Consider the following 13,864-nt stretch of genomic DNA (forward strand, 5'->3'; position numbering starts at 1 on the left):
GATATTACCTCTTTGTCTTCAATGATTCCTTGTTTTAGTGATTTCATTTTCAATACACGACGTCAAGCGTCCCACATACCTTGATAAAATTCTCCCTAAAACAGGTGTCTTGCCAGTTTGATATGCGACGTCTAGCGCCTAAAAAGAGTACGACTTAACAGGACACCTCTACTTTAACATAATGAAAAAGTAGTGAGGACTTTCTCCCGTCGGAGATTTCCTCACTACTAATCTTAGTATGTTTGATATATTATGTTATACATTCAAGACTTTATCCAAAAATTCGATAAGTCGTGGGTGTTTTGGATTGTCGAAGATTTCTTCTGGTGTCCCATCTTCTAGGAATTGACCACCGTCGGTAAAGATGACGCGGTTAGCAACTTTACGAGCAAATCCCATTTCGTGAGTTACGATGAGCATGGTCATTCCTTGTTCAGCGAGGTCTTTCATAACATTTAAAACGTCCCCAACCATCTCTGGGTCAAGGGCAGACGTTGGTTCATCAAAGAGCATGATATCTGGATTCATAGCGAGGGAACGAGCAATCGCAACACGTTGTTTTTGACCACCAGATAAACTAGTGGGCATGGCATTAGCTTTATCGGCTAAGCCGACTTTTTCTAAGAGTTCCATTCCTAGTTTTTCAGCATCTGTCTTTGTTTGCTTCCCTAATTCAACAGGAGCGAAAGTAATATTTTCTAGAACAGTCATGTGCGGGAAGAGGTTAAAGTGTTGGAATACCATTCCGATATTTTCACGTGCACGGTCAATATTTGTTTTAGGATCAGATAGTTCGAATCCGTCTACAACAACTTTCCCTGATGTAATCGTTTCAAGTAGGTTTAGTGTCCGTAAGAAAGTTGATTTACCAGAACCAGAAGGACCAATGATGCAAACCACATCGCCTTCATAGAATTTGGCATCAATGCCTTTTAGAACCTCATTTTTCCCATAATATTTGTGGAGGTCTTGTACATCAATTTTTAATTCAGCCATTATTTAGTCCTCTTTTCTAAGTGTTTTGCTAAGCGGGTGAGCAGTGTAATGATCACTAGATACATTACTGCTAGGATAGCATACATACGGAAAGATTGGTAGTTTCTAGCGATGATAATTTTACCTGTTTGGAAGAGTTCAACAAGCCCGATTGCAGAGACAATAGTAGTATCTTTGAGTGAGATAACAAACTGGTTGATGAAGTTTGGTAACATCAATTTGACAGCTTGAGGTAAAATGACTTTACGCATGGTTGTTTTATATGGAATACCAAGGCTTCGGCTGGCCTCCATTTGACCTTTATCAACGGCTTCGATACCGCCTCGAACGATTTCGGCAATATAAGCTCCGCCATTTAACGAAAGGGCAATCGTAGCAGCAAAGAAGTCATTGATAGGGGATTGTTGGCCCGTGAGGCTTTGAATAAGGTTAGGAATCCCCCAGAAAATGAAGGCAGCCACAATCATGAGAGGAATACCGCGGACGACATCAACGAAAATGCTCGCAATGGTTCTCAAAACCTTGCTTGGAGCAACACTCATCATACCAAATAGGACACCAATAAGGGTAGCGATAGCAAAGGAAATGAGGGTTAAACTAAGGGTTGTCCAAAGTCCAGACAACAGCTGGCTATAGTTATTTGAGAGGAGACCTGAGATGGTTGTCTCATCGACAGCAGTGTTGCTATTTGTTGAACCAAGGTATTTATTGACGATGTTATCGTACTCACCAGATTCTTTTAGAGCAGCAAGGCCGTTATTAAACATGGTGATTAGTTCTGGATTTGTTCCAGCTTTGACAGCAAAACCATATTCACCAGATTTTTCTCCCGCAATAGGAGTTTCAAATTGGCGTCCTTGTTGGATGGCATATTTGAGCACAGCTTCATCATCCATGAGAGCATCAATTGAACCAGAATTCAAGCTATCATACATGGTTGAGGCTTCATCAAAGGCTTTTAGAGTGTAGCCATATTGTTTCTCATGTTCCTCTAAGAAACTGTAAGAGGCTGTTCCATTTTTGGCAGCAACAGTTTTTCCTGCTAGATCGGAATAATCTGTCACATTCGTTCCTTTTTTAACGGCAAGAAGAATATTAGAAGTGTAGTAGGGATCTGAGAAGTCAAAGATTTTTTGACGTTCTTCAGTAATAGACATGCCAGCAATAACTGCGTCAGCTTGTCCAGCTTGAACAGCATTTAAGGCAGCGTCAAAACCAGGATTAGAAATTTTGATGTTGAAATTTTGCACTTTCGCGATAGCTTTGATGAGTTCCATGTCAATACCGACATATTTTCCAGAATCATCTTGAAATTCAAATGGAGCAAAGGAAGAATCGGCAACAATTTTATAAGATGATTTCACAGGAGTTGCTTTGGCAGAACTGTCACCTGTTGATGATAATTTAGAAGTGTCAGCTCCTAGCCATTTACTCATAATATTATCGTAAGTACCATCTTTTTTCATTTCAGCAAGAGCAGTATTGAAATCTTTAATGAGATACTCATACTCAGAGCCTTTTTTTACCGCAAAACCAAAGGAACCGATAGGTTCACCAGCGATATTAATAGCATAGTTTTTACCTTGCTTAATGGCATATTCAACGACTGGCTGATCATCCATTGCTGCGACTATAAAGCCAGTATCAAGGCTGTTGTTCATTAAATCACTGGTATCAAAGGTTTTAGTGGTGAAGTTGTACTTATCTTTATTTTTTTCAAGAAAAGCTTGCGCTGCAGTGCCATTCTTAACCCCAACGACTTTTCCTGAAAGCTCCTTATAAGAAGAAACTTTTTGGTCGGCGCGTGTATAAACAACAATTTTAGTGTCATAGTAAGGATCAGAGAAAGTAAACACTTTTTGCCGTGCCTCGGTAATTGTTGTACCAGCCATTAACGCGTCAGCTTGACCAGCTTGAACTGCATTTACCGCAGCATCAAATCCTGGATAGGATATATTAAAATCCCAATTTGAGCGTCTGGCAACTTCGGTAATGATATCAACATCAATTCCCTTGTAAACTTGATCAGAATCTCGGAACTCAAATGGGGCATAGGCAGTATCAGATACTATATCAATAGTATCTGCAGAGGTGTTTGTTCTTCCGAATAGAATGAACGATGACAGAAAAGTTGCCATCATTATTTGCAGTTTTTTTATCATACAGAGAACTCCTTTTTTATAAATTAAGATTTATTATATCAAAAAAGGGCAGTGAAAGCAAATTTCTTTTCTTTTGCATGTTAGGTTTTATAACATTGTGTGTATCCGTTTTGATTATGATATGAAGTTTTGGTTTGGTAAATGATAAGAAATCTAATAAAGCTGTTAATTGTATCCCAGTTATTTTTTGGCAATAATACCATTATGAAAAAAATATTATTAACGTTGTTAACAGTGGCTTTATTAGTGCTTACGGCTATAAAGATGTTTCCAGAAATTGAACGTACCTTGCATCATTTTTTAGGATGGTATTAGATATACAACGTAGGATTTTGGTATGATGAGAGATAGTTGGTTGTAAAGAAATCAGATACTAATGGTCATGATGAACGCTCATTTACTGAGTTTGGGTGAGTAAAGCTTTAGATAAAAATTCTGCTGATTTAATGTTGAATGATGTCTATGATTTTGCTGACAGGAAACAATTGTGCATTTAGCTGTGCAAATTCAGGTTGTTGATGGAACAGTCATTTAACTTCTTATTTCTAAGGAAAAATCAATTACCTTTGAACCGATAGGGTGCGATAGTAATTTTTCTGTATTTTGGAATTAGTCATGATGATAGTTTTGTGCTAAATACGACTATTTAATACTCAAAGAAAATTTAACGAGAAATGACTAACATATTCCCAAAAGAAGTTAAAAGCAAAACGTTGTATCAAACACGTCTGTGGAAATCAAACTAAAATAAAGGTGGAGTTCACTGCCCAATTCAGACTCTATTTTGAATGTTGGTCTAGATGCTCACGTCGATGCGGGTTAGATAATCTTAACTGAAAGTCTCTTATATCATGCAGGTGTAAATCGACAATTAGGAAAAGTTGCTGAAGATACTGACTTGACTGATAATTTACAAATGGAAAAAGAAAGAGAAATCTCTGTCAAAGCGCCATCGATTAGTTTTATTCATAATGATGTTCGTCTCAATTTGTTGGATACGTCTGGATATGTTGATTTCGTATCTGAAGTTGAGCGTGCTTTTTCTATTCATGATACAGGAATTGGTTATGGCCATGAAGCCTCCACCGTGCCAAAACCTTGTTGGCTATTGTTAATTTGAAAATTGAACCTCTACCAATAGGTTCTGGAATTGTGTTTGAATCAATTGTATCAGATGATTTGACTTATAAATACTAATCCCACATTACGGGGAATTACCACGGGCTCTCAAATAGGGTCTTTATACTTGGTAAGTAACAGATATTAAAGTTATCTTGATTGCTGGAGAACATCACCGTATGCACACACATCCATTAGATTTTTATAAGCAGCTCCTCTAGCTTTAATAGATGGTCTACAGAATGCCGGTATGACTTTGCTTGAGCCCATGCAGAAATGGCGTATTACCACTGATGAAAATCTAGACGGAAAAGGATTGGAGTTCATTGGTGATACTTTCTTATTTTTGCATGGAGGGATTTTTACATGCATAGTTATTTGAATTAAGAATAGGACATAGATGAATCATTTTGATAGATGCCAATACTATTAGTTATTCTATGATTTGTCCTAATTTATTTTCAATTCATTATAAAAAGAAAAAATGAAAAAAACACTTGACCTATAGTTGACTATAAGTGGTACACTATCACCATCAACAAAAAAGGAGAAAGAAAATGACAAAACATACAGCATCAATCGTACTTGGAACATGGTCTTGGGGAACTGGCGGATTTGCTGGTGGTAATGTGGTTTTTGGCAATCATCTTGATACGACTGACTTGAAAGACGTTTTTTCGGTTGCTATGGAAAATGGTCTCAACACCTTTGACACTGCCTTTGCCTATGCTAATGGAGAATCTGAGAGAATTTTGGGTGAGTTAGTGAGCCAATATGATCGGTCAGAAGTCATCATATCTGACAAATTTACACCGGGAATGCAGGATGATACCAAAGAAAATCCAGTAGCAGATATGTTAGAAGGTAGTCTTAAGCGTCTGGGAACAGACGATATTGACATTTATTGGATTCATAACGCAGCTGACGTTGAACGTTGGACACCATTTTTAACAGACTTAGTCAAATCAGGGCGTGTGAAACGGATAGGTGTATCGAACCACAGTCTTGAACAAGTGAAACGTGTTCAAGAAATCTTGAAACCTGCTGGGGTACAAATTTCGGCTGTTCAAAACCATTTTAGCTTGCTTTACCGCAATTCTATTGAGGATGGATTGCTTGACTATTGCAAGGAAAATAATATCCAATTTTTCTCTTACATGGTTCTAGAGCAAGGCGCTTTGTCTGGTAAATATGATAGCCAACATCCCATGCCAGCTGATTCCAATCGAGGTAAAACCTATAATCCTATGTTTCCAGCCTTAGGCGACTTACTTTCTGAATTGAAAGTTTTGGCAGACAAGTACAAGGTCAGTCCAGCACAAATTGCGACAGCTTGGGCAATTGGACGTGGGACCACACCAATTTTAGGTGTTACTAAAGTCGAACAAGTCCTAGATGCGGCTAAAGCTAGCGACCTAGTTCTTAGTGCTGATGAGATGGCAACTTTAGAAAAATTAGCTGCTAGAGCTGGTGTTAATACCCGTGGTGGCTGGGAAGGACAAGCTTAAGGAGGTTTTTATGTTTTTAATCACAATTACCATTAATTCTGGACAAGTACCAACAGAGCAAGCTGAGGAACTGCTTGCCAATCACAGAGCATGGTTTACGTCTCAATTTGAAGCAGGGCATTTTAAAATCGTTGGCCCTTTGAAAGACAAAGGTATGGCAGGGATTGTCATTGCTAAGGTAGCGTCACGAGAAGCTTTAGATGAAATCATTGCACAAGACGCTTATTATCCAGACCTAGCTAGATACGATGTCGCTGAATTCAAGGCGAACTTAGTGGCAAATGATATCACAGGAGATTAAAATGAAAACAACTATTTTACTGTTTCACCCAGATTTACATGCTTCTCGGGCCAATAAAGTCTTAGCCAAAGCAGCTCAGGCAGCAGGAATTGAAGTACGTGATATTTATAGTCAATATCCAGCTGGGCAGATTGATGTGAAGAAAGAGCAAGCCGTTCTTGAAACAACAGATCGAATTGTTTTTCAATTTCCAATGTACTGGTATGCGACGCCATCTTTGATGAAAGAATGGTTAGACCAAGTTCTTGAATATGGCTGGGCCTATGGCTCGACTGGGAATGCTCTTCAAGGGAAAAAAGTTATTCTTGCGGTGACGCAGGGAGCTGGTGCAGAAGATTACACAGCTGATGGTCGTTTTCATGTGACCACTCAGGAATTGCTCAAACCGCTTGAAACCATAAAATACCATACAGGATTGGTCTTTGAGGAACCGTTTGTTGTATCAGGAGTGCTGAATCTATCTGAGGAAGCTTTAAGTGACGCTGCTAACTCGTATATTGCCCGTTTGAGTCAAGCTTGAAATTTTAGTATACTAGAGTTAAAAGATACGTTTAGATAGAAGGTAATACTAATGACAGAAACACAAAAATACACCATTACGGAAGTGTCACAAAAATATGATATCAATCCCAATACCCTGCGTTATTATGAACGGATAGGACTTTTACCAGAGATTCCTCGTCAGTCTAATGGCAATCGCTATTTTACAGATGATCTTAATAAGTGGCTTGAAATGATTATTTGCCTACGTCATTCTGGCATTCCAATCGAAGCCTTGATTGATTATTGTCAGCTACTCATGCAGGGTGACCAAACGGTGGAAGCGCGTGAAGCCTTGTTGCGTGAGCAACTAGCAGTGCTAGAAAACAAACAAAAAAATCTCCAACGTTCCATTGATCGCTTGACACGCAAAATTAGTCTTTATGAATCTGGAGAGATTTTAAATAAGGACACTTACTATGAGGAATATGGCATTATCTTTGATGAAGATGGCAGCTGGAAGGAGCGATTAGATGACTTTGAAAATTGATGCCTTTGCCCATGTCTTACTCCCTGAGTTTTTTGGAAAAATGCTAGCGCTGGATAAGAATTTAGTCTCAAAAATGCCCTTTATCCAAAACCCTGTCTTGACGGATATGACAAAACGTCGCGAGACGATGCCAGCTAACACTAAACAAATTATTTCTTATGTCAATGCCAACCCAGAAGATTATCTGGACAGTGCTGGAGCTGCTCAATTGGTAGAACTTGCTAATGAGGAATTGCTAGTGACAGTTAAAGCGAATACGGATATCTTTGCGGGTGGTGTAGCCATGGTGGCTATGAACAATATTCCAGAAGCGGTGCGCGTGATAGAAAGTTTTAGTACTAGCCATCCTGAAATACTTGGGATTCAATTATTCACACGCCACCTAGGAAAATCTCTAGCAGATGAGAGTTTCAAGCCAGTATTTGCAGCAGCATCTAAGGCAGATGTTCCCATCTGGCTCCACCCAGTTTTTGATGCACGAAAGCCAGACAATAATATTATTTTTAGCTGGGAGTACGAATTGACTCAAGCTATGCTAGACATTGTGCAGGCTGGTTATTTTCAAGAATTTCCAAATCTCAACATCTTGGTTCATCATGGTGGGGCTATGGTTCCTTACTTTGCAGGGAGGATTGAGCATATTTTACCAGAGGAGCAGGCGAGTGATTTCAAGAAATTCTATGTGGATACAGCCCTTTTAGGTAATAGCAAAGCTCTGGAACTCTGTGTGGACTATTACGGTGTTGACCACGTTCTTTTTGGGACTGATGCACCGCTTGGGATTCTTCCAGCTGGAGCGACAGAAGTGATCAGTCATGCTATTGAAGCATTACCTTTGACGGATAATGATAAGGAAAAGATTTTTCGTGAGAATGCCAATAGGCTCTTTGGATTAGGAGGTTGAAAATGACAGAAATATTTAGACTTTTTCATCTTGGACTGAACTTAGATTATGAAGAAGAATATAAGCAAATTGGCTATACGAATTTTACCCAGTCAATGGCATTAGAACCAGGGACGTTGGCTATGTACGGTTGTCACCTTCCAGAAGATTACAGCCAACAGATTGTTGTGGAACGCTATGCTAATGAAGAGGCTTATCAGAAGCATATTCAATCCTCTCATTTTAAGACTTTTGTAAGTTTAGCACAAAAAGCACTGACTAGTCGTAAAGTGGTGACCTTGGTGCCACAGCTATTACTTCAAAAAACAACCGCCTTGCAGATTTTTGATGATGACCAGCTAGCTGTACGACTAGCTACAGTGACGGTTAGTGATAACAATGCCTTTTCAGAGATTGTTTTACCTGAGATGCAGACCAGTATGGAAAAAGAAGAGGGCGTTTTGGTCATGTATGCCGGTATAGATGTGGATAATCCTGGTATCTGGTATTTCTTTGAGGTCTATCAAAATGAAGCGGCCTATGAGCAACATAGAGAAACACCGCATTTTAAAGACTATATTGAACGAAGTGCAAAATTGGTCCTAGATAAACAACTTCAGACTTTGCATGGGGATATGTTGGTGAATCGTTAATAATTGTTCGAAAAGTGACTATCTGTAAAAATTGTTTATTGAAGTCCTGTATACCTGATATGATCTTTTTAATGTATAGAAATCAGTACCATAAGTGAAATATTATGAAGAATAGAGTGATTGATGTATTTAACTTAAAAGATAAGGAAATATCCATTATTACGGTAGATAATCCAGATTTTTCAGATTTAAGGATAGGAGGAAGAGCTTGTATACAGAACAAAGAGTATTCAATTTGTAGTATTGCGATGATAAACAGGCGGGAACCAATGCCATTGGATACTTTTGTTATTCCAATAACGCAGGCTGAACTCGTAGGAAAACAAGTAACCTTTAAAAAATAATAGTCAATTGTATTAAAGTTTAGTGCTTTAATATATAGTGGTAATTTATAGATAGAAAGAAGTGATAACTCATGTTTAAACATGAAGATGTAAAAAATAATCCCTTATTTGCCTTTGGAGAAGAAAATCCTTACGGTGCTAGTTTTACTGGACAATCCTATCTAGCAATGCTGGCACAAGCGCCAGATGGTAACACCAGTGTTGGAAATGTGACCTTTGAGGCTGGCTGCCGTAACAATTGGCATATGCATTTGGATGGGTATCAAATCCTTCTTGTAACAGGAGGTGAGGGTCTCTATCAGGAAGCTGGGAAATCTGCTCGACACCTAAAAGCAGGTGATGTCGTTGTGACCGACAAAGGAGTGAAACACTGGCATGGTGCCACCAAAGATTCTTGGTTCAGTCATGTTGCTATCACAGCTGGCGTAAGTGAATTTTATGAACCCGTGACAGACGAAGACTATCAGGCAGCTCATGAGGAGGGGAATAATATGGCTATTAAACAAACAGCAGGGCGTGATCAATTAGGCGAATTTGCACCAACGTTTGCAGAAATTAATGACGATGTGCTTTTTGGACAGGTATGGGCGCGTGAAGAAGAGCTTTCCCCTAAACTTCGCTCTATCGTCACTGTTTCAGCTCTCATTACTGGTGGCAATTGGGAGCAGCTCAAATACCACCTAAACACCGCTAAAAAGAATGGGGTGACGAAAGCAGAAATTTCAGAAATCATCACTCACATTGCCTTTTATGTCGGGTGGCCAAAAGCTTGGTCTGCCTTTGGTTTAGCGAAGGACGTTTGGGGAGAATGAGATACGACAGGTGCTCGTGGATATAACAATAATGGGTCGTTCCCCCAACAGGGTATCAGCCAGGTGGGAGGGCGACCTATTTTGCACAAACTAGAATGTTAATTAATATTTGCGAACCTCCAAGTTACTTTTATTGATAGGAAAAATCACATATTTTGGCAATGATTAAACATAAGAAAGTTGAATTAACAGAGCTATTTTACGATTTGGTTTACGTTTATGGTTTTAGCCAGACTACCTCACTGATTCACCATATTCACCACGGTGTCATTCCGATCATGTCCTTTTTTGCTTTTGCGATTGGAATGCTCATTATGCTAAATTCTTGGATGGTGCAGACGGTGTTTACCAATCGGTTTGGGCGAAATTCTTTGACCAATATTGCCATGATGTTTGGCCAGATGATTTTCTTGCTGGTTGCTTTAACGTCTATTGATGGTAATAGTGACGCTGATCATTTTTTATATTTTTATGGACCTTTTGCAAGGATCTCCTTTCTCCTCTTGGTGCAGTATCTATTAGAGTATGCTCGGACAGAAAACCCAGCAGATAAACTCTTTATCAGGCGCTTCTTTTCTATTCTAGGCGCTAGAACGTCAGGACTCTTGCTGTCTCTATTTCTTCCTTATCCAATAGAATAGGGTTAATAGTAGCGGCTGCAAGTGTTCTCATAACGTGGTTGCTCCCGGGCGTTTTGGTAAAAAGGAAGGCCATATCTCCTGATTTAAAGCCCATGAATTTTCCTCATCTAGTGGAGCGACTTTCTTTACTGGTTATTATTACCTTTGGAGAGATGATTATTGGGGTTGCTGATTACTTTAATCCGGATAGGCTCAGTGTTTTGTCTGTTTTGATATTTTTGATCGTAGTTAGTCTCTTTATGACCTATATTGTTGAAATAGATCATTTGATTGATCCGAATACACCCAATCCCAACGAAAACCACTTTATCTACTGGCATTATCCCATCATTTTTGGACTAAGTTTTGTCACCGTAGCAATCGGGTTTTTAGGAAATGCAGAAGCACACAATGGCTTTGCAGTAGCCCTCTTTTACCTAGGTGTTTTCTTGATTTTATCAGGGATTTACCAATTCAAATCCATGAATAAACCGACCCATCGGTTTACAAAAAGTTTAGTGACTGGTTGTGTCGTTATTTGGTTAGGCGGTATACTGATAAGCTGTTTCTTTTTGACGAATAGTGCACTGTTGATTGGTATCAGTGCGATTGTTACATTACTTATCGCGATTCTTGCAGTCCGCTTTAACCTGAAAAATATGCCCCAACATTAATGCAAAAACTCTCCCAAAATAGGAGAGTCTTTTTGATGGTTTAACCTTGCAATTTTTCCAAAAACAATTGAGCTGCAGCTGAGAAGACTTTATCTTTTTTCCAAACGAGGTAGTGGTCAGAGGTTAATAAGGGGTCAAGTGGTCGAAAGGTAAGATTAGGATTATAGGTTAAATGATTAAAGCCAATCATGTAACCTAAGCCCGCTTCCACCATAAAGAGGGCATTGTAACTGAGATTAAATGTGGTGATAATAGTTAGTTGGTTTAGATCACCTAACCAAGTGATGAGTTGGTTATCTGAATGGGTCTTGGTCAATGCCTGACGGGAAACAATGAGAGGAAGCGTCTGAATGTCCTCCAGTCTGATACTCGTTTTTTGAGCAAGTTTATCTGTTTTTGGTAAAATGATTCCCCATATATCCTGAGAAGGTAGTTTTTGGTAGTGATAGTGTGGTAGTTGCCGAGGATGGACCACCAAGGCAAAGTCCAATAAGCCTTTATCAAGTAGGGCTGTCATATCTTCTGCATTACCTGAAGAGAGGTGATAACGGATTTTGGGATACTCTTTTTGCAGTTGTTTAGCGATTGTCGCAATATGGCTAAAAATATATGATTCGGCGCCACCGATGTAGATATCCCCTTCAATCTTATCAGTCAGATAGCGAAAGTCATTTTCAGTTTTATCGACCATAGCAATAATCTCTTCGGCACGATTTTGTAATAGTCGCCCTTCTTGGGTTAGCTCGATTTGTCCTTTTTTATGACGTATGAATAGTTGTTTTCCCAACTCTTCTTCTAGTTCTTTGATTTGTCGTGAGATGGTTGGCTGTGTCAGGTGGAGGCTATTCGCAGCTTGTGTGATGCCTCCTTCTTTTATAATTGCCAAAAAATAGCGAAGTACTCGAATGTCCATAAGATGCCTCCTTTTTAATTATCATAACATACTTTTTAGGTATATAATATCATTTAAAATAAGTATTTGCTATTTTTAGAAAAAAGGTCTATTCTATGGATATTGAAAGGCCTCTGATACGTTGAGTCGTCCCATCGGTTACAAGTGTAATATCAGTGTGCCATGAAGGAGGAAAATATGATAGATAAACGTTTTGAACCTTATTTAAATACTGGTAAGCTAATACCAGAGCAAGATGGCCTGCGTCAGCTGATTACTGCTATTCAGATAGAAAATCAGCCGTTGGTTCAGGAGTTAAATACACAAATTCAGACAATTGAGAGTACTAGAAACCTCATTGAGGCTCTGACAAAAGAGGTTCTTGATGAGACGGTTATCATCAACGTTCCTTTTCAAACAGATTTTGGTCGACATATCCAGTTTGGGAAAAATATTTATGTGAATAAAGATGTTTTTCTGGTTGATTTAGGGGGGATTTTTATTGAGGATGATGTGCTGATTGGTCCAAGAGCAAAATTAATTTCCGTGAATCACCCCCTAACATCAAGGGATCGCCATAAATTAGAGTTAAAGTCGGTCAGGATCAAGAAAAATGCATGGATTGGAGCAGATGCAACGATTTTACCTGGTGTAACTGTAGGGGAAAATGCTGTTGTAGCAGCAGGAGCCATCGTTTCAAAGGATGTCCCAGCCAATACTGTCGTTGCAGGTGTTCCAGCAAAAGTAATCAAGATTATCGAAGACTAGAAAGAAGGATCAGTATGACCAAAACATTTGAAACTTACTCAAATATTCAATCCCAAAACATTCGTTTTAGGAATCGTTTTGGTATCGAAGTTGCTGGAGACCTGTATCTGCCCGTAGGCTATGAAACGCAAAAAAATCCTGCCATCGTAGTTTCTGGGCCATTTGGTGCGGTCAAAGAACAAGTCTCAGGGCTCTACGCGCAAGAATTTGCTAAGAATGGCTTTGTAGCGCTAGCTTTTGATCCTTCGTTTACGGGTGAATCAGGTGGAGCAGTGCGTAATGTTGCTGAGCCAGTGATGTTTACCGAAGACTACAGCGCAGCCGTTGATTATTTTGGAACCTTACCGTACGTTGACCGTGAACGTATTGGAGCCCAAGCCATTTGTGGTTTGTCAGGTATGGCTTTGACGGCAGCAGGAGCTGATACTCGGATTAAAGCAGTTGCGACAACTTCTATGTATGACATGTCCAAATCCATGTATCTAGGCTACAGGAATGGTTATACAGATGAGCAAAGGGCTAAATTGCGTGAACATGTCAGTCAACAGCGTTGGGTAGATGTAGATAATGGTGCTTCAGAAACAGGTCATTATTCTTCAGGCTATCATGAGCTTGGCTTTAACGCAGACGGTTGTATTGTGACGGGTGAGAGCCTATTTCCAGAAAAACTCCCAGAAGATGCAGACCCAGTATCAAAAGCCTTTTTTGATTACTATTGCACACCACGTGGCTATCATGAGCGCTCCATCAACTCAACAGCAGCATGGACGGCAACAACCCCAATGTCTTTCTATGAATTCCCACTGTGTCATAACATCAAAGACATTTCACCACGCCCCGTTCTATTTGTTACTGGTGAAAATGCCCATTCTCGTTACCATTCAGAAGAAGCTTATGAAGCGGCCAATGAACCCAAGGAATTGCTCATCGTTCCTAATGCAGACCATGTTGATCTATACGATCAAAAAGATAAAATTCCATTTGATAAGCTGGTGGCCTTCTTTACTGAGAATTTGAAGTAGTGGAGGTATAACGGGAAGGCATGAGGAGTTGACTTGTACTTCGTTCAGTTTCTTGATAAAATACAAGCGGAGGAGCTATC

General features: G+C 39.4%; 13 protein-coding genes and 3 pseudogenes. 13 read left to right on the forward strand and 3 right to left on the reverse strand.

From position 1 onward, the window contains the following. Nucleotides 1-255: 255 nt before the first annotated feature. Nucleotides 256-996, reverse strand: a complete 741-nt coding sequence (locus ACFPQ3_RS06230; RefSeq protein WP_156805319.1) for an amino acid ABC transporter ATP-binding protein — start codon at nucleotides 994-996, stop codon at nucleotides 256-258. Then, complete coding sequence (locus ACFPQ3_RS06235) at nucleotides 996-3,158, reverse strand: ABC transporter substrate-binding protein/permease (protein ID WP_156805318.1); 2,163 nt, start codon at nucleotides 3,156-3,158, stop codon at nucleotides 996-998. Before ACFPQ3_RS06235 ends, ACFPQ3_RS06230 begins: the two co-directional genes overlap by 1 nt. Before the next feature lie 826 nt (nucleotides 3,159-3,984). Between ACFPQ3_RS06235 and ACFPQ3_RS06240 the strand changes: the two genes are divergently transcribed. From ACFPQ3_RS06240 to ACFPQ3_RS06290, 11 genes and pseudogenes are all read left to right on the forward strand, one after another. Beyond that, nucleotides 3,985-4,278 carry a GTP-binding protein gene (locus tag ACFPQ3_RS06240; RefSeq protein ID WP_161980738.1) on the forward strand — a complete coding sequence of 98 codons (294 nt, stop codon included), beginning with the start codon at nucleotides 3,985-3,987 and terminating at the stop codon, nucleotides 4,276-4,278. A gap of 556 nt (nucleotides 4,279-4,834) precedes the next feature. After that, complete coding sequence (locus tag ACFPQ3_RS06245; RefSeq protein ID WP_156805316.1) at nucleotides 4,835-5,785, forward strand: aldo/keto reductase; 951 nt, start codon at nucleotides 4,835-4,837, stop codon at nucleotides 5,783-5,785. Between the two features lie 10 nt (nucleotides 5,786-5,795). After that, entirely contained in the window at nucleotides 5,796-6,086 is a 291-nt protein-coding gene (locus ACFPQ3_RS06250) for a YciI family protein (protein ID WP_156805315.1), read from the forward strand. A 1-nt stretch (nucleotide 6,087) separates the two neighbouring features. Then, entirely contained in the window at nucleotides 6,088-6,606 is a 519-nt protein-coding gene (locus ACFPQ3_RS06255; RefSeq protein ID WP_156805314.1) for an NAD(P)H-dependent oxidoreductase, read from the forward strand. 51 nt (nucleotides 6,607-6,657) lie between these two features. Next, nucleotides 6,658-7,116: a MerR family transcriptional regulator gene (locus ACFPQ3_RS06260; protein ID WP_156805313.1), complete on the forward strand. Its 459-nt coding sequence runs from the start codon at nucleotides 6,658-6,660 to the stop codon at nucleotides 7,114-7,116. Then, nucleotides 7,100-8,020, forward strand: coding sequence for an amidohydrolase family protein (locus tag ACFPQ3_RS06265; RefSeq protein ID WP_156805312.1), 921 nt, complete (start codon nucleotides 7,100-7,102; stop codon nucleotides 8,018-8,020). Before ACFPQ3_RS06260 ends, ACFPQ3_RS06265 begins: the two co-directional genes overlap by 17 nt. A gap of 2 nt (nucleotides 8,021-8,022) precedes the next feature. Beyond that, entirely contained in the window at nucleotides 8,023-8,652 is a 630-nt protein-coding gene (locus tag ACFPQ3_RS06270; protein ID WP_156805311.1) for a putative quinol monooxygenase, read from the forward strand. A gap of 104 nt (nucleotides 8,653-8,756) precedes the next feature. Then, entirely contained in the window at nucleotides 8,757-8,996 is a 240-nt protein-coding gene (locus ACFPQ3_RS06275; RefSeq protein ID WP_156805310.1) for a hypothetical protein, read from the forward strand. 71 nt (nucleotides 8,997-9,067) lie between these two features. Beyond that, nucleotides 9,068-9,460, forward strand: a pseudogene (locus tag ACFPQ3_RS06280) (cupin domain-containing protein); the annotation flags it as partial. A gap of 87 nt (nucleotides 9,461-9,547) precedes the next feature. Beyond that, nucleotides 9,548-9,808, forward strand: a pseudogene (locus ACFPQ3_RS06285) (carboxymuconolactone decarboxylase family protein); the annotation flags it as partial. A gap of 161 nt (nucleotides 9,809-9,969) precedes the next feature. After that, nucleotides 9,970-11,102 (forward strand): annotated as a pseudogene (locus ACFPQ3_RS06290) (low temperature requirement protein A). 40 nt (nucleotides 11,103-11,142) lie between these two features. Here the strand turns inward: ACFPQ3_RS06290 and ACFPQ3_RS06295 are convergent. Then, on the reverse strand, nucleotides 11,143-12,015 hold the full coding sequence (locus tag ACFPQ3_RS06295; protein WP_156805309.1) for a LysR family transcriptional regulator: 873 nt from the start codon (nucleotides 12,013-12,015) through the stop codon (nucleotides 11,143-11,145). 177 nt (nucleotides 12,016-12,192) lie between these two features. On the opposite strand from ACFPQ3_RS06295, the gene ACFPQ3_RS06300 reads away from it, so the two are divergent. Further along, complete coding sequence (locus tag ACFPQ3_RS06300; protein WP_156805308.1) at nucleotides 12,193-12,762, forward strand: DapH/DapD/GlmU-related protein; 570 nt, start codon at nucleotides 12,193-12,195, stop codon at nucleotides 12,760-12,762. Between the two features lie 14 nt (nucleotides 12,763-12,776). Then, a complete protein-coding gene (locus tag ACFPQ3_RS06305; RefSeq protein ID WP_156805307.1) occupies nucleotides 12,777-13,784 on the forward strand; it encodes an alpha/beta hydrolase in 1,008 nt (335 codons plus the stop codon). The last annotated feature ends 80 nt before the right edge of the window (nucleotides 13,785-13,864 follow it).

The organism is Streptococcus caledonicus, from assembly GCF_042656225.1.
Classification (GTDB): domain Bacteria; phylum Bacillota; class Bacilli; order Lactobacillales; family Streptococcaceae; genus Streptococcus; species Streptococcus caledonicus.